Annotated in this window: 16 protein-coding genes and 1 pseudogene; 7 read left to right on the plus strand and 10 right to left on the minus strand. The window is 64.3% G+C overall.

All coding sequences use genetic code 11. The features are described 5' to 3' along the window. Positions 1 to 143: 143 nt before the first annotated feature. Positions 144 to 995, plus strand: a complete 852-nt coding sequence (locus HPY44_16930; protein ID NSW57698.1) for an ATP phosphoribosyltransferase — start codon at positions 144 to 146, stop codon at positions 993 to 995. A gap of 36 nt (positions 996 to 1,031) precedes the next feature. Here the strand turns inward: HPY44_16930 and HPY44_16935 are convergent, their stop codons facing one another. From HPY44_16935 to HPY44_16980, 10 genes are all read right to left on the minus strand, one after another. Beyond that, complete coding sequence (locus HPY44_16935; GenBank protein NSW57699.1) at positions 1,032 to 3,500, minus strand: ComEC/Rec2 family competence protein; 2,469 nt, start codon at positions 3,498 to 3,500, stop codon at positions 1,032 to 1,034. Next, on the minus strand, positions 3,497 to 4,237 hold the full coding sequence (locus tag HPY44_16940; GenBank protein NSW57700.1) for a helix-hairpin-helix domain-containing protein: 741 nt from the start codon (positions 4,235 to 4,237) through the stop codon (positions 3,497 to 3,499). Before HPY44_16940 ends, HPY44_16935 begins: the two co-directional genes overlap by 4 nt. Positions 4,238 to 4,542: 305 nt before the next feature. Then, positions 4,543 to 5,628: a hypothetical protein gene (locus tag HPY44_16945; GenBank protein NSW57701.1), complete on the minus strand. Its 1,086-nt coding sequence runs from the start codon at positions 5,626 to 5,628 to the stop codon at positions 4,543 to 4,545. Between the two features lie 81 nt (positions 5,629 to 5,709). Beyond that, positions 5,710 to 6,864, minus strand: a complete 1,155-nt coding sequence (locus tag HPY44_16950) for a SpoIIE family protein phosphatase (protein ID NSW57702.1) — start codon at positions 6,862 to 6,864, stop codon at positions 5,710 to 5,712. Continuing rightward, complete coding sequence (locus HPY44_16955; GenBank protein ID NSW57703.1) at positions 6,834 to 8,609, minus strand: 4Fe-4S binding protein; 1,776 nt, start codon at positions 8,607 to 8,609, stop codon at positions 6,834 to 6,836. The genes HPY44_16950 and HPY44_16955 overlap by 31 nt, the downstream gene beginning before the upstream one ends. Before the next feature lie 176 nt (positions 8,610 to 8,785). After that, positions 8,786 to 10,801 (minus strand): iron hydrogenase small subunit, encoded by a 2,016-nt coding sequence (locus HPY44_16960; protein ID NSW57704.1) that lies wholly within the window; start codon positions 10,799 to 10,801, stop codon positions 8,786 to 8,788. Beyond that, positions 10,798 to 12,702 (minus strand): 4Fe-4S binding protein, encoded by a 1,905-nt coding sequence (locus HPY44_16965; protein ID NSW57705.1) that lies wholly within the window; start codon positions 12,700 to 12,702, stop codon positions 10,798 to 10,800. The genes HPY44_16960 and HPY44_16965 overlap by 4 nt, the downstream gene beginning before the upstream one ends. Continuing rightward, positions 12,699 to 13,217 (minus strand): NAD(P)H-dependent oxidoreductase subunit E, encoded by a 519-nt coding sequence (locus tag HPY44_16970; GenBank protein ID NSW57706.1) that lies wholly within the window; start codon positions 13,215 to 13,217, stop codon positions 12,699 to 12,701. The genes HPY44_16965 and HPY44_16970 overlap by 4 nt, the downstream gene beginning before the upstream one ends. Then, positions 13,204 to 13,881, minus strand: a complete 678-nt coding sequence (locus HPY44_16975) for a redox-sensing transcriptional repressor Rex (GenBank protein ID NSW57707.1) — start codon at positions 13,879 to 13,881, stop codon at positions 13,204 to 13,206. The genes HPY44_16970 and HPY44_16975 overlap by 14 nt, the downstream gene beginning before the upstream one ends. Before the next feature lie 50 nt (positions 13,882 to 13,931). Then, positions 13,932 to 15,005 (minus strand): uroporphyrinogen decarboxylase family protein, encoded by a 1,074-nt coding sequence (locus tag HPY44_16980; protein ID NSW57708.1) that lies wholly within the window; start codon positions 15,003 to 15,005, stop codon positions 13,932 to 13,934. 174 nt (positions 15,006 to 15,179) lie between these two features. Here HPY44_16980 and HPY44_16985 point away from each other — a divergent pair, with 174 nt between their 5' ends. From HPY44_16985 to HPY44_17010, 6 genes and pseudogenes are all read left to right on the plus strand, one after another. Next, on the plus strand, positions 15,180 to 15,779 hold the full coding sequence (locus HPY44_16985) for a hypothetical protein (GenBank protein ID NSW57709.1): 600 nt from the start codon (positions 15,180 to 15,182) through the stop codon (positions 15,777 to 15,779). Between the two features lie 267 nt (positions 15,780 to 16,046). Beyond that, a complete protein-coding gene (locus HPY44_16990; GenBank protein ID NSW57710.1) occupies positions 16,047 to 17,429 on the plus strand; it encodes an FAD-binding protein in 1,383 nt (460 codons plus the stop codon). A 28-nt stretch (positions 17,430 to 17,457) separates the two neighbouring features. Beyond that, on the plus strand, positions 17,458 to 18,612 hold the full coding sequence (locus HPY44_16995) for an AGE family epimerase/isomerase (GenBank protein ID NSW57711.1): 1,155 nt from the start codon (positions 17,458 to 17,460) through the stop codon (positions 18,610 to 18,612). A gap of 90 nt (positions 18,613 to 18,702) precedes the next feature. Beyond that, the gene (locus tag HPY44_17000) at positions 18,703 to 20,109 is read left to right on the plus strand and encodes a sulfatase-like hydrolase/transferase (protein NSW57712.1); all 1,407 of its coding nucleotides are present in this window, start codon (positions 18,703 to 18,705) and stop codon (positions 20,107 to 20,109) included. A 23-nt stretch (positions 20,110 to 20,132) separates the two neighbouring features. Continuing rightward, positions 20,133 to 22,727, plus strand: a complete 2,595-nt coding sequence (locus HPY44_17005; GenBank protein ID NSW57713.1) for a hypothetical protein — start codon at positions 20,133 to 20,135, stop codon at positions 22,725 to 22,727. Then, positions 22,705 to 24,192, plus strand: a pseudogene (locus HPY44_17010) (trimethylamine methyltransferase family protein). Before HPY44_17005 ends, HPY44_17010 begins: the two are co-directional and overlap by 23 nt.

A 24,192-nucleotide genomic window follows, 5' to 3' on the forward strand; every position in this document is an offset into this window, starting at 1 on the left:
CATAAGCGCCCGCTGTTCCCCCCAAACCGCCCTTGTGTTATAATGCGCCGCACTGAGGGGCTGGTCGGTTATCGACCGGCCCGTTTTATGCTGTCTCCCAAGGAGTGACGTGCCTCGTGTCTGACAATGTCCTGCGTCTCGGTATGCCCAAGGGCAGCCTTCAGAATGCCACCATGGAGATCTTCCAGAATGCCGGGTTCCGGGTGAGCGTGGATGAGCGCCAGTACCGCCCGTACATGGATGACGAGGAGATCTGGTGCGTCCTCCTGCGCGCCCAGGAGATGCCCGGGTACGTCCAGAGCGGCATTCTCGACTGCGGTCTCACCGGCCTGGACTGGATCAAGGAACAGGATGCCGACGTGGTCGAGGTCGCCGATCTCGTCTACTCCAAGCGCGGCATGACCCCGTACAAGTGGGTGCTCGCGGTCCACGAGAGTTCCGACATCGCCGGCCCGAAGGACCTTGACGGCAAGAAAGTCGCCACCGAACTCGTGAACGCGTCCCGGCGCTACTTCGAAAGCCACGGTGTGAAGCCGGACATCGAGTTCTCCTGGGGAGCCACGGAAGCCAAGTGCCCCAGTCTCGTAGACGCCATCATCGAGGGCACCGAAACCGGAAGCACTCTGCGCGCCAATAACCTCAAGATCATTGATGTGCTCTTCGAGTCCACCACCAAGTTCATCGCGAACAAGGAAGCCTGGGCCGACCCGTGGAAGCGTCAGAAGATCGAGGACATGGTCATGCTCATCAAGGGCGCTCTTGCAGCCGAATCCCAGGTGGGCCTGAAAATGAACGTTGCTGCCGAAAACCTCGCCTCCGTGCTCGACTGTCTTCCCGCCCTGAAGACCCCCACCGTCTCGCCCCTGGCCGATGGGGAATGGGTCGCGGTGGAGACTGTCACCGACCGCAAGACCGTGCGTACTCTGATCCCCAGGCTCAAGCAGGCGGGGGCCCAAGGGATCATCGAGTACCCCCTGAGCAAGATCATCCCGTAACCCTGCGCGCACCCCTTTGCAAGGCCCGGGTCCGGCTCACCGCCGCCCGGGCCTTTGGTTCTGCGGTCTGCGCGTCCGGACACGCAGCTTCTCTCTGCCCAGTTCCACGCAGACCGCACCAGACGCCTCGGTACTCCTCACCAGGGGACAGATCGCGGAGAGCGACTCATGCCCTCTTCGCTCGTAGGGTTCCCCAAATCGGCTGACTACCGCAACCCGCGGCGCAACAGTCGCGAAGAACTCCGGCAAGTCCGCGCTGCTGCGCCCATGGTGCGGGGCCTGGAACACCTGCGCGGCCAGTTCCCCGATCAGGCTCGGGTCCTCCAGCATCCAGCGCATCGCCGCTTTCTCAACGTCGCCTGGGAACAGGGCGCTCCAACCGTCACCGCGAGCCATGACCACCAGCGACCGGTCGTTGTCTCTCCAAAGGGCCCGATTTCTCTGGTCCGCCGGTGGGTGCAGCACCCGCAGGACCACCGATCCTGCCCTCAGGCGCGTACCCCGGGCTCCGACTCGGACTACGGATCCCGTCGCGTGCAGGTCCCCTATCACCTGCCCGAAGGTCTCCTCGCCGCCATCAAGCCCCACGAGAACCGCCCGGACCGGTATGATTCGCGCAAGGTCGTCCAGCGCGGCGTAGTGGTCGGTGTCCGGATGGCTGATCACCGCGAGGTCTATCTGCCGGTGCCCCCGCGCCAGGAGATACGGTGTCAAAATGTCCCGAGCGATCTCATACGCGGACCACTTGCCCCTGCCGCCGCAGTCCAGCAGGATCGCCTGTCTTTCGGGAGTCTCCAGCAGGCAGCACTGGCCCTCGCCCACGTCGAAGGTGACGATGCGCGCAGACCGCGGCCAAAGTTCGCGCACGGCCACCACCACGCACACACCGCTGAGGACGATCGCCGCGCATGTCAGCAGTCGCGCCGGGTCCTTCCGCCACGCGGACTGCAGGCGTCCGCTCTTGATGAGATGAATGCCCAGCGCCGCCAGGACCAACCAGAGCAAGCACCCCCCGGTCGAGAGGGAGATGCGATCGACAAACCCGCCGGGAATGTGCGCACACAGGTGGTTGGTCCACACGATCACGCCGATGAGCTTCGCACCTACCCAGCAGACCGCGGTGCATAGAGCGGTGGAGAACAAACCGAATATGATTGCCAGCAGTCCGACGACCACAACGATGCCCGAGATCGGCACAACGATCAGGTTGGCCAGGCTGGACGTCAGCGCGAAGCCGTTGAAGTAGTGGATCAGGATCGGGGTCACGAGAAGCCACGCGCCCAGGGTCCCCAGCGCGGCGGATTTGAGTCCGTGATTACGCACCAGCTCCCCGGTCTCCGGAGCCCGCCGGGCTGGGAGGATCAATGCGATGCCGATGGTTGCCGCAAACGTCATCTGCGCGCCTGCCCCGAACACGCTGCCGGTATCGGAAATCATCAGCGCCAGTGCGGCCAGCGAAAGTGAGGAAGCCAAGTCGTACGGCCGGCCGCGCACGAGACAAGTCAGGAAGACGCTGGACATGATGAGTGCGCGCCATACTGAGGGCCCCTGACCGGCGATGAATGCGAAAAAGCCCAGGAAGGGGAGTATCAGCGGAAGGTGCCAGGGCGACAGGTTCCGGCGGCTGCGATTGAGGACCAGGATCAGCATGACGATGATGGACAGCTGCGCTCCCGACACCACCAGCACGTGAATCGTCCCGGTACGCCGGAACAGCTCCTGCACATCGCGATTCGGCTCCACCGCCGCCTGCCCGAACACCATTCCCGCGAGAAGATCAGAATCTCTGCGGCGGGTCTGAGAATCCCGTCCAGGCATGGCCTTCCGGAGCATCTCAGACATGGCGTCGCGGAAGAACCGTCGCAGGGCAGCTGGTCGCCGCATCGGGCCGGTTTCGCGTTCACCGTACTCTGCTTTCACCTGCGTGTGAATGCCCTGCCGGGCAAGATGCCTCCGCCGGTCTCGCTGGTGCCAGTTGGTCGGCCCGGCGGGCAGTGTGATAGCCGCCCCTGAAAAGACTGCCCGATCCCCGGCCGAGAGCTTTTTCGGCTCGCTGCAGAACACTAGCGCCCGGCCGGACACCCGCTGCCAGGCCCCATCGCCCCTGCGCAGACCGTGGACTTGTATCGGCATCGACTGCCGCCAGGAGGGTCCTTGCGGGTCTTCCAGCACAGTCGCGCGGATGGTCACATCGGACAGGCCCGCCAGACGAGAGATGTCGCCGGGGCCGGGGGTGATTCGCAGAGCATGCAGACCAGCCCCGACAGCCACCGATGCCATGAACAGTCCCACCCGGGGGAATTTCTGGCCTTTGACAGCTATAGTGAACACAAGTCCGACCGCCAGCACCGGCAGGAAAAACCAGGGGGAGACGCAGAGCACGTCGGCCAGCACAATGCCGCCTGCCACGCACAGGGCCAGCAGAACCACGGGGCGGCCACGGACGGCGGCGGCGAGCTCCAGCCACAGCGGGGGATCGCCCGTTGCCTTCCCCGGCCCGTTCACAGTGTGACTTGCCCTCTCAGCCGCATCAGCATCTTTGGCCCGACGCCCGAGACCCGCTGCAGATCTTCGATGCGCCGGAAGGGCCCGTTCTGCTCGCGGTAGGCGATGATCCGTTTCGCAAGAGACGGACCGATACCGGGGAGCGCCTCCAGCTGCTTCTCGGTAGCGGTGTTGAGGCTGACAGGACCACGGAATGCAGGGGGACTATCACCTGCGCCGCCTGAGTAACTCGCCGGAGGGATCTGGCCAACATCAGCGTCCGGAGAGGGTGAAGGCGCGGACGAAGCAACCGCGGGTGCTCCGGCGTCGTGAACCATCGGGGCCGCTCGGTACGCGCCGGAGTCTGAACCCGGAGCTGGCGGTGTCGCGTATTGGCTCACAGACTGACCGGACGATGGTGGGACCGGCGTGTAATCCATCTGTGCGGCGGGAACCGAGGCCACCTGCGTCGGGTATGCGGAGCCACTCAGCCGGCCGGGCACGGAGACCTGCTGCCCGTCGCCCACAGGAGCCGCCAGGTTGACCGCCGCCGGATCAGCGCCTGCGGCAAAACCTCCGGCAGCCGCAACAACGTCGTTCATGCGGCTCCCGGCAGCCAACTGGTAGACACCCGGATAGCGGACGGCGCCCACCACGTGAACTGTGATGACGGCACCTTCCGCGGGCGAGGGGGCATCGGGCAGGTCACCGTCGACCGTGACCGTGTCCCTTCCGCCACACCCCCGGGCGAGTAACATGACGAGCACCGACGCGAGGGCAAGTGCCAGCGCCGTGGATATGATAAGCCGCTGTGTCCTGGTGAACTCCAGCGGGCACACCCCCCTGGACCGGCTGTGGGAAAACGCCGCTCAGACTCGAGCGGGTACTTCAGGCATGTGGCGCAGACCGCGCCATACTAGGCGCCTCAAGTAGGTGAGCAGCCGACCAGACCGACGAGGAGAACCGACAGCCCGACCAGCGCGATCAATACCCGTGTTGCTCGTGTCTTCAACGTGCGCATCCATTGCCTCCTGATGATGGCGGGTGCGGCGATGTGAGCGTTCTAGTCACGCCCCAGTTTCCGGCCGCGTTCCACGAAGTACTTCATTGTCTCGTAATCGATTTCCGGCGGCTCAGAATGGTCTGAATGCAGGACGTATCCGCCGCCGCCCTGAACCACCGGCAGAATCTTCTTGTCCATCTCCTCGTCGATCTGCGCCCGGTCATTGCTGATCAGGCAGCGGACATCCACACCGCCGAAGAATGAGATCTTGTCCCCGAAGCGCGCGAAGAGCGTGGGCAGGTCCATGCCCGCCTTGACTTCCATTGCCTGCAGGCAGTCCATCCCCGCTTCGATCAGGCCGGGCACCAGGGGCTCCACGTAACCGCAGGAGTGCACGATGACCTTGCAGCCAAGAGAATGGGCATAGTCAAAAAGGCGCGCGTGTCCGGGCTGGATGATCTCCGCGTACATCTGCGGGGACATGAAGGGTCTGTTCTTGAACCCCATATCCTCGTAGAAGAAGAAACCGTCCGGCTTGCCCTCTTCGGCGAAGAGCACCTCCAGGTGGTTGATGGTCAGGTCTGTGTACGTCTGCACCATATCCTTGACCCAGTCCGGATCAAGCGCCATGCCCATCAGCATGTACTCATGCCCGCAGACCGGGTGCATCTGCTCGAAGGGCGCCACCCCGGCCCAGCAAAAGAATCGCTCCTTCTCAGCCGCGTACTGCTTCGCTGCACGGTAGCTTTCGAAGGGGATCCGCCGCCGATCCAAACCAACCAGGAAGGGCTTCGCGTGCTCCTCCCAGGTGGCTCGATCCTTCACCGTGAAGTCCACGTGTTCCGGAGTGCTGTCATGCAGTTTGTGCCGCCGCAACTTGGCGCCATTTCCGTCAAGCTGGAGAATGGTCTCGTCGGTTTCCTCGATGAGCACCGGCTCGAAGTCCAGCTTCGCCACGGAGTTGAGCCACCCGCCGGTGCGCAGGTCCTGGCCGAAATGCTCTTGTACGTCCTCGTCCGGGCCGATGTGCCCCTCATCGCGCCAACGTTTCACCGTCGCGCCCCACGGGCTGACGGCAACGGGGGTCTGATCCACGGGCTTCAGGGCCAGCGTCTGGACCATGCGCTCGATACTGGTCATGGACATGTATGGGTTCCTCCGGGCCGATATGTGCCGCTGTCCGCGTGGAGTTCGACACCCGACCGCAATTCACCTCCTGCACTGCGCCTAGACGCGCTCAATCACCACCAGCTTTCCTGCAGCCTGCAGCTTCTCGGCGAGGAGTTCGATGATCTTGTGTCGGGGGAGAATGCCCTGCTGGCGGAAGGTGATGTGGGTATTGGCGGGGTTTCGGGCCTGCCCCACGAGAATGTTCACCCGGTCCGCCGAGCGCAGCAGGTTGTGCAGTTCCGTGACCGCACTTGGCTCCTCGAAGGACGCATCGTCTTCGTCGAGAACATTGTACAACTGATTGAGCGTCACCGCGCCTTCGGTCACCAGGTCCACGCCATCAAGCATATACGCGGGCGGAGTCACCAGGCTGTGCGAGGCATGGTCCATTCTCACTTCAGTCCCCAGGTACCGTGCAACCAGGTCCGCCGTGGTCGCCCCACAGATCACCTTGGCCCCATCCATGGCCATGAACCGGTGGGCTACCTCGTGATCCCGCCGCTTCTCTGCGGGCGGTCCAGTCAGGATTGTCACTGTCTTCCCCGCGCGGCACCAGGCGTAGAGCGCCGTGGTGTCGTCTCCTGCCGTGCCGGCGCTCAACTGCACGGCGCGTCCGGTCACGGCTTGGGGTATATCCGCCGGCCGAATACCCTCTCCAAGGAGACCCGTCACGTACCTGCAGGCGCCCTCCACCTGCCAGCCCCCGGGCACTCGTCCGCCGAGACCTGCCTGACTCACGCCGTCGGACATGAGCAAGATGCCCTCACCCGGCTCCAGGTGACAGCTTGCCTCTTCCGTGATCGCCCCCTCGACCACCACAGTCCGCCTTGGCAGCTCAACCGCGCTCGTCCGGGCGACCAGAACGGCCCCCGGCGCCTCATAGGACAGCACCGTGGTCTCGCCGTCATTGAGGATCCGCGCCAGACTAAAGGCCACGTATAAGGACGGGTCAGTCTTGGTCTTCTCAATGCTGGTGACCAGGCTCGCGAAAGCACGGCGCAGGCTGAACCCTTCCTCCAGCAGCCCCATGAGCCGGGCCACACAGATCTGCGCCGCGACGTTCGCCTTGATGCCCGAGCCGATGCCGTCCGCGCACACCATTGTCGTGGCCGCCGGGGTGCGCACCCATCGCACCAGGTCTCCGCAGGGCTCATTCGGCTGCTTCGAGGCCTGGCTGGTGGCTATTTCCACGTGGAGGTACCGGGTCGCCAATCTTCCGCCTCCTTGTCCACACCTTCGGCCTCCTCGTGGGCCATTCGCATGAGGTTCTCCACCAGCTTCTCGCCCTGGGCCGCGCTCTCCCCGAGAAACTGGGCGATCTGCTGGGCCATCCGCATCTGGTGTTCGAGGAGCTGCTGGGCCTGCTCAATGGTCTGGTTGCGCATGCGGTCCAGTGTCGCGCGGTCGGTCTGGCTCCGGGTGATATTTACGAAAATGCCCACATACTGGCGTTCTTCCCGCAGCGGGTAGATGATCTGGTGGCAGATCAGTCCATACTTGTCGTGCTTGCCCACCATCTCAATCAGGTCCGTCTCCCCGGCCACGAGCCGCTCGAAGGGGTCCGGGTCCATCAGGTATGAGATCTTTCGCCCCAACACGGCGTCCGAGCACATGAACATCCGTCGGAAAGCAGGGTTCATGCTGATGATGGTGAGCCGCTCGTCCAAGATCACGATACCATTGGGGCTGGTGTCAATGATCCGGTCGGTACGCTGTTCGGCGAGACGACGCATATAGGGAATGCACATCTCCGGTTCGGCCATCCCGCGAATGACCGCGATCGCCTTGTCCCGACAACTCGCGTAGCCGCATGCACCGCAGTTCAGTTCATCCTCCGGCGACACTTTCCCGGTGCGCGCGAGGGCTTCGCGGATCTGCTCCTCGGTGATCGGCTCGCCCTCGTCCACCGCGCGGGGCCCGTACCAGGTGCAAAGGTCGGCATCGACCGCCGCGCTCTCAGTGGGTGCCCCGGGGTGCTCTCGGGCAAACTCCAGAAGCTCTCTGCGCCGTTCATAAAGGTTCTGCTCCCGCCGGATGCCAGGTCCGCCCACGCATCCCTGGGGGCAGAAGAGCGGTTCAATGAGCACGCCATCATCCAAGCTGTCCAGTTCGTCCAGCGCTTCCTTGAGCTCCTCGAACCCGCTTACGGACATGGTCTGGGTTGCCAGCAGGTCCGCGGTGAGGTCGGCCGTGCGCAGGCTCCCGCCCTCCACGGGGTAGAACCGGGCGTTCCCGCCCGGCTCTTCGTCGAACCAGCTCTCCTCGCACTCCTGCAGCGTGATCCCCTGCTGCTCCAGCCATTCGAACAACTCGGTGAATGTCAGCGCACAATCGACAAGCCCTGCGTGCTCGGGCCGCTCCGCTTCCGCCTTCTTTGCCACGCACGGGCCGATGAAGATGACCTTCGCATCAGGGCCGAACCTGGCCTTGATATGCCGCGCGTGAGCGAGCATGGGGCTGACAATTGGCGTCAGGGTCTCTGCCAGGTCCGGACGGTACTGCTCCACGTAACTCACCGCAGCCGGACAGGCGGTGCAGACGTGGACTTTGTCTGGCTCTGCATTGACCAGGTCCGCAGTCTTCCGCGCAACCATGTATGCCCCGATGGCCGTCTCGCCCACGTAGCCGAAGCCGAGCTTCCGAAGCGCTGAAGGCAGTCGCCGGCGCTCCCATTCGGACAGCACGCCGGCGAAGGAAGGAGCGATGCTGGCGGCAACCATGCCGCCCTGCGAGACAATCGCCCCGGCCTTTTCCACATCATTGCGGAAGGACTTGGCTCCCTGTGGGCACTCGCGGATGCAGGTCCCGCACGATATGCAGCGGTCAGGGTCCACGAATGCCTGGCCATGCTCCATGCGAATCGCTTTCACCGGGCACACGCGCACGCACCGGTAGCAGTCCCGGCACCGGGCCTTGTTGGTGAACACGATCTGTCCGGGTCTCTGCTGTCTCTCCACGGTCATCCACCCATTCCGCTATGCCAGTCGCTACCGACTTCGCCGGCCGTTGGCCTCTGTCGTTTGTGGGGCGCGGGCTCGTACCGCGCCGCGTCGTTGCCGTTTGTAGGGCGGGGACCCGTGCCCCGCCGCCCGTTTCCGACGCGCGGGGGTGAGGCCAGTCCCCGATCCGTCCCTCAACCCACTTCCACAACACCCAACTGCGCCGCAAGGGCATCCCGCGCCTGCTCGAACCCGCAGCGCTCAAAGACTTGGTCTCCGATGGCAACTGACGGCCCGCGATTGCAGCGCTCGAGGCAGAACGTCGCGCCCACGTCCACCCGGTCCGTCAACCCGTTCTCCTCAATGTAGCCAATCAACCGCTTCAGGAGTTCCTGAGACCCGCGTACGAAGCAGCTTGTCCCCACGCAGACTCGGACCCGCACTTTGGGCAGGTCCTCGCCCGTCACGAAGGGGATGTCCTCGTCGGCGATGCGCTTGCGGCTGTGGTAGTGGGTGTGCAGGAGGGAATGAGCTTTCTCCCCGCCCACTTCACCCAGGGTGGTCTCATACGCTTTCGCCACGTACGGATTTTCCTGGGACTTATGAAGCTGCAGCATCTTGTCGGCCATATACAAGCCCTCGGTGCGCCGGGCTTTCACATCAGCGTCGGTCGCGATGGGCTGTCCCGCGCCGCCGATGCACCCGCCCGGGCACGCCATGACTTCCACCAGGTGGTACTCGCATTCGCCGCTGCGAACGCGCTCCACGAGTTTCCGTGCATTGCCGAGGCCGTGCACAATCGCAAGCCGCAGCTCCTGCCCGGCGATGCTGAGCGTGGCTTCGCGCACACCGTCCGTCCCACGCACCATCTCAAAGTTCGGCGCCTCAATCTTGACCCCGCTGATCTGCTCGGCAGCGTAGCGCAGGACGGCTTCACTCACGCCTCCAGAGTTACCGAAGATCACACCCGCACCCGTCTTGAAACCCATGGGCAGGTCCAGGGATTCCGGCTGCAGCTTCCCGAACTGGAGGCCCGCGCCCTCGATCATGCGGGCAAGCTCCTGGGTCGTCAAGACGAAGTCAACGTCCCGCACGCCGTCCTTCTCAAACTCCGGGCGCGTGGCCTCGAACTTCTTCGCGGTGCACGGCATGATCGACACCACAACCAGGTCCTTGGCCTCGCGGTTGAACTCCGCCGGCAGCATCTCCTTGGCCAGCGATCCGAACATTTGCTGGGGCGAGCGGCAGGAGGACAGGTTCGGCAGCATGTCCGGACAGTACTGCTCGGCAAACTTTACCCAGCCCGGACAGCAAGAGGTGAACTGGGGCATCCTCTCGCCCTTCACAAAGCGCTTCAGGAACTCGGTGCCCTCCTCGATCACCGTCAGGTCCGCCGCGAAGCATGTGTCGTAGACGCGATCGAACCCCATTGCCCGCAGGCCTGCCACGATCTGGCCGATGGTCACCACGCCCGGATCCAGGCCGAAACACTCGCCCAGGGCAACCCGCACCGCGGGAGCGATCTGCGCCACCACGATCTTGGTGGGGTCCTCCAGCGCCTTCCACACATCATCCACGTCAGACTTCGGCGTGATTGCCCCTGTGGGGCAGACCGCAGCGCATTGGCCGCAGTAGACGCATTCCACACCGCTCAGGTCCTTGCCGAAAGCCGGCCCGACAGTCACCTGGCTGCCGCGGTTGGCGAAATCGATGGCGCCGATGCCCTGAACCTCCGAGCACATCCGCACGCAGTCACCGCAGAGCACGCACTTGTTCGGGTCCCGCACCAGCGAGGGCGAACTGCGGTCGATGGGCGCTTCCTTCGCGGTTCGCTTGAAACGCACTTCCTGGATGCCCAGGCGCCGGGCAAGCCCCTGCAGCTTGCAGGTACTGCTCCGGGCGCAGGTGGGGCAACTCTGGTCGTGGTTCGCCAGGAGCAGCTCCACCGCGATCTTCCGCATCTCCCGAATCTCTTCAGTGTTGGTGCGAAGGACCATTCCCGGCTCCGGCGCGGTGGAACACGAAGTGACAATGCCCCGACCTTCGATGTCCACGATACACAGCCGGCAAGCGCCGTAGACGCTGAGATTCGAGTGGTAGCAGAAGGTGGGAATGTCGATGTTCGCCTTCCGGCAGAGTTCCAGCAGATTCGGCTCGCCCTCGATTGGGATCTGGCGGCCGTCGATGGTGACAAAGCTGTCGCTGGTCATGATATCGCTCCCGAGATCGCATTGAACTTGCACGCCGCCACGCATGCCCCGCACTTGATGCATTTCGCCGGGTCGATCACATGCGGCTGTTTGCGCTCGCCCGAAATTGCTCCCACCGGGCAGGTGCGCAGACACAGGCCGCAACCCTTGCACAACTGGGCATCGATCTCCGGCGTGAGCAGCGCTTTGCACTTGCCCGCCGGGCAGCGCTTCTGAAACACGTGGGCCTCGTACTCCGCCCGGAAATGCCGCAGTGTGGAGAGAACCGGGTTCGGCGCGGTCTTCCCAAGGCCGCAAAGCGACCCTTTCTGAACCGCCACCGCCAACTTTTCGAGAATGTCCAGAGTGCCCTGGTCTGCCCGGCCCTCCACGATGTCATCCAGCAAGGCCAGCATCTGCTTGGTGCCCTCCCGGCACAGGACGCACTTGCCGCAGGACTCATTCTGGGTGAACTGCATGAAGAACCGGGCCATGGCCACCATGCAGGTGTTGCGGTTCATGGCCACCAAACCGCCCGAACCTACCATCGCCCCCACACCGCGCAGGGAGTCAAAGTCCAGCGGCAGGTCGAGATGCTCCTCAGTCAGGCATCCGCCCGACGGCCCGCCGATCTGCACCGCCTTGAACCCTTCCGGGTCGATGCTCCCGTCCTTCCGGGTGATCCCGCCGCCGATATCAAAGATGATTTCCCGCAGCGTGGTGCCGAAGGGCACCTCGATCAGCCCGGTGTTAGCCACATGCCCGGTCAGCGCGAATGTCTTCGTGCCCGGGGACTTCTCGGTCCCGCGCCGCCGGAACTCCGCCGCGCCCATGTTCAGGATGAGGGGGATGGTTGCCAGCGTCTCCACGTTGTTGATGACCGTGGGCTTGCCCCACAGGCCGCTTTGAGCCGGAAACGGCGGCTTCGGGCTGGGCATCCCGCGATGGCCCTCGATGGAGGCGATCAGCGCAGTCTCCTCACCGCACACGAATGCCCCCGCGCCTTCCATCACGTGGAGCTCCAGCTTCAGGCCTGTGCCGAACACATTGTCGCCCAGGATGCCCATCGCCCGGGCATCTTCCACTGCTTTCTTCATCCGGGCCACCGCCAGCGGATACTCGGCGCGCACGTAGACGTAGCCTTCATCCGCGCCAATTGCCCGGGCGGCGATCATCATGCCCTCGATCACCCGGTGCGGCGCGCCTTCCATGACGCTGCGGTCCATGAACGCGCCGGGATCGCCCTCGTCGCCGTTGCAGATCACGTACTTCTTGCTTTCAGGCTGAATGCGGGTCAGCTCCCATTTTCGGCCCGTGGGGAATCCACCGCCGCCGCGTCCGCGGATACCCGAGAGTGTGATCTCCTCGCAGATCGTCTCCGGCTTGAGTTCCGTGAATGCCCGTCGGGCCGCGACATAGCCGTCATTGGCGATGTACTCCCGGATGTCTTCCGGGTCCATGATCCCGCAGCCCGCGAGGACTGTGCGAGTCTGGCGCTGGTAGAAGGGGATCTGCGCGGTGCCCTTACAGGGGGTGTGCGCGACCGGGTCCACATACAGGAGCCGGTCCACGACCTCCCCTCGCACCAGTGTGGCCTCGACGATTTCCGCGACGTCTTCGGGCCGCACCCGCGTGTAGAGGACTCCGTCGGGCTCCACCGTCACCAGCGGGCCCATCTGACAGAAGCCCTGGCATCCGCTCATGGAGACGAGCACCGAGCCGCGATCCGTGTGCTCATTGAATTCCACGGCCACTTTCAGACCTGCTGTGGCAACCTGCTCCACGAAGGCCTCGAACACGTCCAGGGCGCCGTTGGCGATGCAGCCCGTCCCGCCGCAGATCACTACTCTGCGTGCTGCCTTCTCGCTCGCCTGCTTGTATGCCGCCGCCGTCTCTTCAAGAGTCGTCACTGGAGGGGTCATGCGCTCGCCTCTTCCGCCAGGATGTCCTCGACGATGCTGACAGCTTTCTCGGGGGTCACCTGGCCATATACGGTTTCATTTACAACCATCGCCGGTGCCAGACCGCAGGCGCCCAGGCAGGAAACAGTCTCCACAGTGAACAGCATGTCTCCGGTGGTGTCCTGGTCTTCCCCCAGCCCCAGCCGCTTCTTGATAGCGTCCAACAGGTCCATGGAGCCCTTCACATTGCAGGCCGTACCGTTGCAGAGGCGGACTAGATACTTGCCTTTGGGCTTGAGGGTGAAATGGGCGTAAAAGGTGGCTACCCCATACACCCGCGCCGGGGGCACTCCCAGGGACGTCGCCACATATGTGAGCACCGCTTCGGGCAGGTAACGGTACTCCTCTTGCACCTGCTGCAGGATCGGGATGAGCTTCGCCGGATCGCGCCCATTCCTGTCCAGAATCTCGCAGACTTTCTCGAACTTTCGCGTTGTCGCGTAACCGTTGCTGAGGGGTTGGTCAATCGCGCTCATCGTCAAGTCCTCCTGTGTGCTCGGCGGAGCGGAGCATGTTCTCGAGTCGGTTGCTCAGCACAGCCAGGCTCGCTGATAACGACACGTTCTCCAGGATGATCGGGTCCGGCACGGTAATGTCCGCGGGTGCGAAATTCCAGATGGCTTTGATCCCGCTGCGCACCATGAGATCGGCCACTTCCTGAGCCTGATCGCCCGGCGTTGTGATGATCCCGATGTGCACGTGCATCCGTCGGACGAGGTCTGCGAACTTGTCCAGATGCAACACGGCCTTGCCATGTATCTCCGTGCCGACCTTGGCGGGATCAATGTCGAATGCCGCGACGATGTTCAGACCGCTCTCCTCGAAGCCTCTGTACCCCAGCAGCGCGCTCCCCAGGTTCCCGGCGCCCACCAGGAAGGCTTCGGTGGCATTGCGCCAGCCGAGAGTGTCTTCGATCACATCAATAAGCGCCTGCACCGGATAGCCCACCTTGGGCCTGCCGGTGATCCCCGTCGCCTGCAGGTCCTTGCGCACCTGGGTGGGCTGCAGCCCGAGCTCCTCGGCGATGTGAGTACACGAAACGACCTCGCGTCCCAGCCCCTGAAGCGTCCTCAGCAGCCGCAGATATGACGGCAGCCTTCTCAACGCGGGTACCGGTATCGCATCTGTGACTTTGTTCATTGTCCGGCCCTCCTTCATCGCAAAAATCGCGGGTGTTCCGAAATCGTGTGCTAACAGGCCGCACCGTCCACCACTGCAGTCTCCACCACGTCAACTGTCCTGCGCCAGGCACGCCCCGTCTCCATGAACGCCCTGATATTGGCCATCGGCGTATCTTGGGGCAGGTCGCAGCCGGTGCTCAGGATGAACCCCGGCACGTCCTGCATCGATTCCAGCAGCTCGCGCGTCACCGCGGACACCGTCTGCTCATTGCCCCGCAGGATGGCCACCGGGTCGATGTTGCCAATAAGCAGCGTATCCTGGTCAAGTGTGCGAGCCAGCCGGCTGAAGTCCATGGGGCTGTCCAGGCTCAAACCCGCCGCACCTGTCGCCGCCATGTCCTCGACGATGTGCGCCGTATCCCCGCAGATGTGCAGGATCACCTCGGCATCATCCATCAGCCCAATCACCTCGCGGGCGTATGAGCCGGCGAACTCCCGGTACTGCTTCGGCCCGAGCATGACCGCCGTCGGGTCGAGCATCATCAGGAAGTCCGCCCCGCTTTCCAACAGCGCCCGGGCATAGCGCGTCACCGTCTGGGCCGCGAACTCCAGCACCGCGTGGGCAGTCTCCGGGTCCATGACCACGTTCATCGCAAGCTGCGTGGCATCGCACATGAGCCCGGCCAGAGTGTACGGGCCGGTGATGTACGCTCCCACCGGCACCGGCAGACCCGCCCGCAGGTGCTTCATGACCTCGAGATAGACCATGACTCGGCCGTCCGCCAGGATGTCCACGTGCCGGAACTTGCGCAGGTCATCGAGGCTCTTGACCTCGTGTCCCTCCACCGTCGGGGTATTGTCCAGCGGGAAACGCACAGGCAGCCCCAGCGCACTGGCCTCCACCGACAGGTCCATCAGGAACAGGAGGGCATCCGGCCGGGTGGCCTCGTACAGGCGCGCAATGCTCTGGTACTGGACTGAGTGGTTGAACTGGTTCTGTTTGACCGAGGAGCGCGTGAGGTTCAGTCCGGGGTAGCCCATGAGGGGCATGATCGCCCGGCGGCCCTCCTCGTAGTAAAGCGTACCGGCGAGTTCTCTCAGGGAACGTCGGGCGTCTCGCGAACGGTTTGAAAGAGGTTTCATGGTATGTCTCTCCCGGTGAAGCGCGCGAGATTTCCGCGCTTCCTTATCGATATTGTTATATCGATACTTTATTATCGATACAATACTACCCATTTCATTGCCTGTCAATCCCTTTTTGAGAAAAAATGCGCAATCTTTCCCGCGCGCACAGCAGAGCAATGTTGAAGACCGGAAATGGGCGGTGGCGTCCAGGATGGGAGAGGAATCATCGCCGCCGCCGGGGAGTGCCTGGGGGGGGGAAGGCACTGCCACCGGCGGCGGCGATGTACAACCAAAGAGTACAACCCACTCGGGTCGAACGGCAATCGCGGGTCCCTGCCCCGCTACTCGCTTGGCTCTTCGAACCTTTTACCCCGCGCGTTCGCTGACCAAACACCCAATTGCCGATGGCGCCCTGGCGGCCGCAAAAGGTTCCAAACGCCGCGGAAATCCGGTATAATTCAAAGACGCTGGGTTACTGAATTGTATCCCTGCCCGCCACAGTGGGCGCTACAGGAGGTGGGAAATGTGCCCGATGTTCGTTTCGAAATTCGCTGCCCGGGGGCCGAGAAGGTCTTCATCGCCGGCGACTTCAACAACTGGGATCCGTCCGCGCGCCGGATGAAGCGCGTCCGTCGCGGGGAGGACGTCTTTGTCGCTCGGATCGAGCTCGAACCGGGGCGATACGAGTTCAAGTACGTTGTAGACGGCGAGTGGTGTTGCTGCCCTTGCGCCGAGCGGGTCCCCAATGCCCTCGGTGACGAAAACTCAGTCATCGAGGTATGCGAAGAGTAGCCGCTTCAGACCGCGGGCGCCGGCAACCGGTCCGCCCGCGTCGCGATTATCCCTAAAGTGTCGATTAGCCTGGAGCCGTGGTCACCCACGGCTTCATTCGCCTCCGGCAACCTCCGCTCCGCCCCCGCGCCTCATGAGGTGAGTGTCCATCTCGCGCCAAGTGCTTGCCCTCGTTTCGGGCCCGTTTTCTCCGGGTCTTGCACCTGCCGCCTGCAGGAGCCAAAATAGCCGAGACGCAAGGCATCCGGTGAGCACTCTGGAGGGACCATGTCAGAGCAACGCGTTGTGATCATCGGAGCGGGACCGGCGGGGATCGCTGCCGCCCTTCACCTTGCCGACACGCCGCACTGCCGAGTCACGCTGGTCGAACGCGGGCTCGACTTACCGGACCGCGTGGCGGCTCGCGAGGGGAAGCTGCAGCCACCGGACAGTATCTCCGTAAACCTGGAGGGGTTTGGGGGCGCGGGAGCGTTTTCTGACGGCAAGCTCACCCTGACCGCTGAAGTGGGTGGGCATCTGGCGGAGATCGTGGGGCGAGACCGCGCCGAAGCCCTGATCGCCGCCGCGGACCGCACCTGGCTGGACTACGGAGCTCCGGCGCGCGTCTACGGGAGCGCAGAAGACGTGGTCGAGGCCCAGCGGCGTCGCGCAATCATGGCGGGCATGCGGCTGGTCACCGTCCCACTCAGGCACATGGGCACCGATCGCTCAGCCGCCGTGCTGGCTGCCATGCGAGAGCGCATCGGCGCGACCTGCGAGCTCATCCCCAATGCAGCGGTTGAGCGGATCATCTGCCGCGACGGGCGCGCCGCCGGAGTTGAGCTCTCGGATGGACGGCAACTCGAGGCCGACTACATCATCGCCGCTCCGGGGCGCAGCGGACAGCCCTGGTTCCAGGCCGAGACGCGACGCCTGGGCCTGGAGACCGAGGCTAGCCCGGTGGACCTGGGCGTTCGCGTTGAAGCCCCTGCGGCGGTGCTGGATTGCCTCACCGAGCACCTGTACGAGTTCAAACTGCTTTACTGGTCGCCCACTTTCGACAACCTGGTTCGCACGTTCTGCGTCTGCCCGCGAGGCGAGGTAGTCACCGAACGCCTGGGCGACGTCATCACCGTCAACGGTCACAGCTACGCGGATCGGAAAACCGAGAACACCAACTTCGCGATACTCGTCTCCAGCCGCTTCACCCGGCCATTCGACGACCCCATCGCGTACGGTCAGTACATCGCGCGCCTGGCCAATCTCCTGGGCAAGGGCGTTCTGGTGCAGCGCCTGTCTGATCTCAGGGCCGGCCGGCGATCCACGCCCGGACGCCTCGAGAAATGCCCCATCTCCCCCACTCTCACCACCGCTGAGCCGGGCGATCTGAGCTACGTCCTGCCGTACCGGCACCTGAAGGCCACCCTCGAGATGATAGACGCCATCGACCAGATCGCACCGGGGCTGGACGGCCCATCGACGCTGCTCTATGGGGTGGAAGTGAAGCTGTATTCGGCCCGCGTAAAGGTCTCGAACAGCCTGGAGACCCAGATACCCAATCTCTTCACATGCGGGGACGGCGCGGGTGTCACCCGCGGGCTTATGCAGGCTTCCGCTTCAGGGCTTGCGGTGGCCGAGGAGATCGCTTCACGAGTATCCGCTCAGGGCTGATTGCATTACATCAACTGGAGCAGGCACCGTGTCCATCACCGACCTGAAGCCGTGGTTCCACAAGCACCTTCTCAGCGAGATACTCCCGCGCTGGCTGGAATCCGCTCCAGACCCGTCCGGGTTCCTTCACCCAGGGCTCGATCGCCGCTGGCAGCGCACCGGCCGCCCCGAGGCGACCCTGGTGAGCCAGTGCCGCCTGATCTACAACTTCGCCGTGGGCTGGCGGCGGTCGGGTGACAACGCTTACCGCGAGGCCGTCCGTCTCGGCTCCTCATTCCTGGTGGCGCATTTCCGCGACCGCGAAGTCAGCGGCTGGCATTTCGCGGTGGATGCCCAGGGCAATCCCACCGACCGGCGGCGCGATGCCTATGGGTATGCGTTCTGCATCTTCGGCCTGTCACACGCCTCGGCGGTGCTCGCTGACGAATCCCTGCGCCGGCTTGCAATGGATACTCTTGACGAGCTGTTCACCCGCTTCGCCGATGATCGTGGGGGGCTCATCCCACACCTCGACCCGGACTTCAGCAATCCGCCCCCGGGCCGCAGTCAGAACCCGCTCATGCACCTGTTCGAGTCCCACCTCGCACTCGTCGAGCACCACGGACCGGACCCTCAGGTCATGGCTTCGGCCAACCGGCTTGCAGATTTCGTCCACCGCATCGCGGGCAACTCTGCACTGGGCATATTGCCCGAAGTGTACGACAACCGGTGGCAGCCGCTGCCCCGCGAGAAAGGTGGCCGGATGGACCTTGGGCACGCCATGGAGTGGGCCTTCCTGCTCTCGCGCGGGGTCGAACTCGGACTCTCCGCCGAATGGCTTCCCGTCGCATCAGCCCTGCTCCAGCGAGGGCTCGAAGTCGGCCAGGACCCCGCAGGCGGGCTGCACTCCAACCAGGCCCCCGATGGCGGCCTTCTCCCCGGCCCCAAAGGCTGGTGGCAGCAGGCCGAGACTATCCGCACGCTGACCCATTTCATGCAGACCCACGACCGGGCAGACCTGGAGCCGCTGATTCGTCTGAATCTCGACTTCGTCAAGCGCTCCTTCATCGACCCCGTGTTCGGAGGCTGGTACAACCACGAACCCGGGCCCGATGCCACCGACGCAGACCGCCGCAAGGGCGATGTCTGGAAGGTGGACTACCACGTGGTCGGCATGTGCGACGAGGCGCTCCGGGTACTCTGAACGGACCGGGCAGGTCTATGCGGGGCATTGGGAGAAACGCCGCTGCCAGGTGACGCTGCGCCGGAAACCAGGCGCGGATAGGAGACGCCCATGCCAACGAATAAGCCAAACGTTCTTGTCTTCTTCACCGACGACCAGCGATTTGACGCCGCACGTTGCCTCGGTGACCCTCAGGTGATCACGCCCAACATCGACCGCCTCGCGGCCCGGGGAACGGTGTTCACCCACGCCCACATCCCCTCCGGAACCAGCGCGGCGGTTTGCATGCCCAGCCGCGCCATGCTCCACTCCGGGCGTACGCTGTTCCATCTTGAGGGCGCGGGGGAGCGCATCCCCACCGAGCACACCACCCTCGGCCAGGCCCTGCGAGAGAACGGTTACCGGACCTTCGGAACAGGCAAGTGGCACAATGGCACCGAGGCCTTCAACCGCAGTTTCTCCGAAGGCGACGAGATCTTCTTCGGCGGCATGGCCGACCACTGGAATGTTCCCGCGTACCACTACGACCCGTCGGGCAGGTATGATGCCACGTGTCTGATGGTGCCCGAGCCTGCGAAGTCCAACAAGACCGTGGCGCGGCGCTGCGATCATATACACGCCGGTCGCCATTCCACCGACATCCTGCGTGATTCCGCCTTGAGCTTCCTGCGCAGGCAGGACGGCACTCAGCCGTTCTTCGCATACGTGTCGCTGCTCGCACCGCACGACCCACGCACCATGCCCCGGCAGATCCTGGAGATGTACGACCCGGAGGCGCTGGAACTTCCGCCCAGCTTCATGCCCGAGCACCCCTTCGACAATGGCGAGCTGAAGATCCGGGATGAGCTTCTCGCGCCCTTCCCGCGCACCCCGGAAGACACTCGCCGGCACCTGGCCGAGTACTACGCCATGATCTCCCACCTTGACGCCGCCCTGGGGAGCGTGCTGGACGAACTGGACGCGCAGGGTCTTGCGGACAACACCATCATCGTGTTCGCGGGCGACAATGGCCTGGCGCTGGGCCGACACGGGCTCTTCGGCAAGCAGAGCTGCTACGATCACAGCATCCGTGTGCCACTGATTTTCGCCGGCCCGGGGATCCCCGCCGGCGTGCGCACCGATGCCCTGGTCTACCTGCTGGATATCTTCCCGACCCTCTGCGACCTCACCGGCACTCCCATTCCCGCTTCAGTGGAGGGCCGCAGCATGGCTGCCGTATTCCGTGATCCCGGCGTTCCCGTGCGCGACTCCCTGTATTTCGCCTACTGCGACAGGCACCGCGCGGTACGTAAAGGCCGCCATAAGCTCATCGAGTACGTGGTCAACCAGCGCCACAGCATGACCCAACTCTTTGACCTGGCGGAAGATCCATGGGAACTGACCAACCTCGCAAACAGCCCCACTTACAGGGACACAGTGGCGGACCTGCGTCGCGAGATGCTGCGCCTGCGGGATGAATGGCACGACCGCGCCACTGATTGGGGCAGAACATTCTGGAGCCACTGCAACTTCGCCTGATCCCCGCCACGGAGGCCCTCAAGATGCCCGACATGCCCGACATTCAGGCCCTGCGCAGGCAAGCAGCCGGCGGCACCTTCTGCATTGTGCCCTACTGTCACCCGGATTTCGCATGGACACACCACCGCGAATGGCACGAGGAGCGCTATGCCGTGAGCACCGCCGAAGCGCTGGACATCATGGCGCGGCGGCCGGAGTTTCGTTTCTGCATGGAGCCGTGGATCGACCAGGTAGTCCCATTTCTTGAGCGCTGCCCCGACCGTACCGAAGACCTGCGGGCGCGCCTCAACTCGGGCCAGATGGGAGTGCAAGCATTCACACTCACCAGCCCGCGCCCGGCAACCTGTCCCGATGAGAGCTTCCTGCGAAATATGACTCTCGGGCGCAAGCAGTACCTGTCCTTCGCACCGTCTGCGCGCCTGGATGTCATGTCCTGCCCCGATGTGGGCATCGGCCACAGCCAGATGCCCCAGGTGTGCCGACTCGCGGGGGCCCGCATGTACCGCGGCTGGCGTTCGGACTCGGCCCTGTCCGCGAAAGGTGTGCCACGGGACTTCCTCTGGCGAGGTCTGGACGGGACGGAGATGATGACATCCCGTGGGTGCTACGGCGGCCTCGTCAATGGCGCGCTCATGCCCCCGGATTTCGCCACGCGGTGGGAGGAAGTGACTGCACAACTCTTCGAGCACGAGCTTCGCAAGTCTCTGGAGAACTCATCCACGAACACATGGTGGGTAGCTCAGGGCATGGACGACGCCCGCCCTCTGCGTGTCTTCCCCACCGACGAACTCCTGCCCATTTTCGACTTCATTGAAGAATGGAACCGCCGCGAGGAGAGCCGCATGGTCCTTTGTACCCCCAACGAGTACCTGGACCGCCTGCGCCAGGAGAACCTTCCCGTCTGGGAAGGCCTGGTCGATCCGGTCGACGTGGCCTACAACAGCGGCTGGCATGGCGCCCAGGGACTGTGGCGACTTCGGCAGGAGTTCGATTCCGCGATGGTCCTCGCGGAACGCGCCTGTGCTCTCGCGTCCATCGCCGGGTATACGAGCGTAGCCGGGCCCGACCGCCTCGAAGAGCTGTGGACCGAGTGTGTGCGAATCATGTCCCACGCGCTCCAGTGGATCTTCACCCGCGACTGGAACTGGCTGCTGAGCCGCGCGCGCTGGGAGCTTCGACAGGCCAATGAGGAGGCCGATCGAGCAATCGCGGCGCTTGCTCAGGCGGGGCGCCGGTCCGACGGTCCCCGGCCCCTGGTGCTCTTCAACCCGCTGCCGGTGGATCGCGAGGAGATCGTCGAAGTCCCCTGGGTGCAGCCCCGCCAGGACTGCTCCGGCTACCGGGTCACCGACGCGGACGGCAACGAACTCCCGATCCAGCTCGGCGAGCAATGGGGCGAGACCTGGGGGAACCGCCTGGTCGAAGCGCCCCTCATCTTCCGCGCGCGTGTGCCGGCCATGAGCGTCGCGGTCTACAATGTGACCGATGGTCCCGGGCCAACGGGGACTTCAGCTCCCGAGGGCGACCTGCTGGACAATGGCCACCTGCGAGTCCAGCTATCACCCCGGGGCATCCAGCGCATCCACGACCCGGCCACGGGGATCGAGTGGAACGCGCCCATCGGCTCTTGCATCGGCGACTGTCGCCTCTACGAAATGGCCGAGGGCGTCCTGCATATCGGCCCCATCACCGGGGAGATATCCGGCCGCGAGGGCGCCGGACGCTGGATCCTCACTGGACCGATCCGCTGGGTCTACCGATGGGAGACCAGTTACCACGGCCAGCGGGTGGTCCAAGACGTCATCATGGACCGCGATGCCCCGCACATCGACCTGCTGACACGGGTCTTCTGCCCGGGGGCCAACGGCTTTTTCGCACTTTGCCTGGACCTGCCCATCGGTGGCGACCTGAATGTGGACATCCCATTCGGCGTGGAGTCCCGCGATCTCACCGACGAGCCCTACGCGATGGACATGCCCGCGAGCTTCCACAACATCGAGCGTCACCGCAAGGGCCAGTTCTGGGCGCGCAGTTTCGCTTCGATCAGTGACGGCGAACGCGCGATCTCCGTCATCACCGTGGATGGCGACAAGTACTGGACCTGGGATGCCGACCAGCGCCGGTTGAGGCACATCCTCTCTACTCCGCTGGACGATGTGGACCACGGCGCGAACTGGGAGGGCGACGTGACCAAAGCGCGTCTCGCCCTGGGTTGGCATGACTTCCGTCATCGGATTATTCTGCACTCCGGGGACTGGCGCTCCGCAGGCATCTGCGGGCAGTCTGACGCCGCCCGCATGCCCCTGCGCGCTGTCAAGCCGCTGGGGCCACAGCCCGAGGCGCGTGAAGAGCCCTCTGCACCCGGTGGCCTGGCCATCGAGCCCGCCTCGGTGCGCCTCTCGGCTTTCTACGAAACCGAACGCGGCTACGTCCTGAGACTCTATGAGTGTGCGGGAGAGACACCTGTGGCGCGCGTCACACTCCCGGCGCCGTTCCTGAAGGCCGTGCGTACGGACTTCAACCTGGAACCACTGGACGCACCCGTCAGTCTCGACGAGGCCGAACTGCGCGTCCCCCTGCGCCCGTGGGAGATCGCGACCATCAAGCTCGTGCGCTGACCTCTACTCACCCCGGAGGGCAACCATGCACTGTTCGATGCTCTCGCCCGAACAGATCCTGCGGGTCCACGAGGCATCCCTGCGCCTGCTGGAGCGCGTTGGCGTCCATCTGCCGCATCCGGAGATGCTGGACCGCTTCGCTGCTTGCGGAGCCACCGTGGACTTCGCGGCCCAGACCGTCCGCATTCCGGGGGACCTCGTGCAGTCCTGCCTTGCCTCTGCGGGGAAACAGTTCACTATTTACGGACGCGACCTGTCCCGCACGGCTTCCTTCGGCACGGGCGCCCGCAATTACAACAGCATCGCGGGCGAGGCGTCCTGGGTCGAGGAGCCCGGCGGCAAGCGGCGCTATGCAACCCTCGCCGACGCTGAAACCGCCTCGCGCATTGGCGACGCGCTGGAGCATATCAACATCGTCGGCGCGATGTCCGATCCGGCCGACGTTCCCGCGCCTGTCCGCTGCATCGCGGTTCTCGCCAGAGTGATCCGCCAGACCACCAAGCCCGTGACATTCTGGTATCACGACCGCGCATCGGCCCGGTATATCAATGAGATGATGATTGCCCTGCGCGGGGATGAGGCTCAGGCGGAGCAGTTCCCGGTCTGCTACCCGTTCCTGGAGCCCATCAGTCCCCTGCGCTTCCCCTTCAATGGCGTGGACCTGCTCTTCGAGACCGCGCGCCTCAACCTCCCCGTGCCGGTGGGGCCGATGGCGCAGATGGGTCTGTCGGCACCATGCACCATCGCGGCTACACTGGCCCAGGAGAACGCCGAGATTCTTGCGGGGATCTGCATTACCCAGCTTATCCGCCCCGGCATGCCCGTGTGTTACGGGGGCATACCCCACGCCTTCGACATGCGCACCACCCAGCTCATTTTCGCCGGCCCGGAGCAGGCGATCATGGGCGTCGCCATGACCGAAATGGGGAAACATTACGGCCTGCCGGTATACATCAACGTGGGACTGACGGACTCAAAACGCGTGGATGCCCAGGCGGGACTGGAGACCGGGCTGACTCTCATGCTCGGGGCCGCTGCCGGAGCCGATATCTTCGGCCACATGGGTATCTCCGGCGTGGACCAGGCGTCCTCACTGGATATGCTGGTCTTCCAGGACGAGGTCATCGGATTCGTGGAGAGCGTTCTGCGCCATGTGGATTTCAGCAACGAGGCCTTCGCTCTGAATGAATCCGTAGAAGTCGGCCCGGGGGGCAGTTTCGTGGATCGTGACCATACCGCGATGAACTTCAGACAGCAGCTGTGGTTTCCGCGACTTCTAGACCGGAACTTCTACCAGGCCTGGCTGGACGGCGGCGCACTGAGCACCGAAGACCGCTGCCGCGCGCGCAAGCAGGAACTGATCGCCGCGCACCAGCCCGAGCCCCCTTCCGACGACCTGTGCCGGGCGCTGGATGAGATTCTTGCCGCCGCCGCACGGGAGCTTGCGCCTGACTGGCAGCCGTGA

It is taken from the genome of Armatimonadota bacterium (assembly GCA_013314775.1).
Taxonomy (GTDB): Bacteria; Armatimonadota; Zipacnadia; order Zipacnadales; family JABUFB01; genus JABUFB01.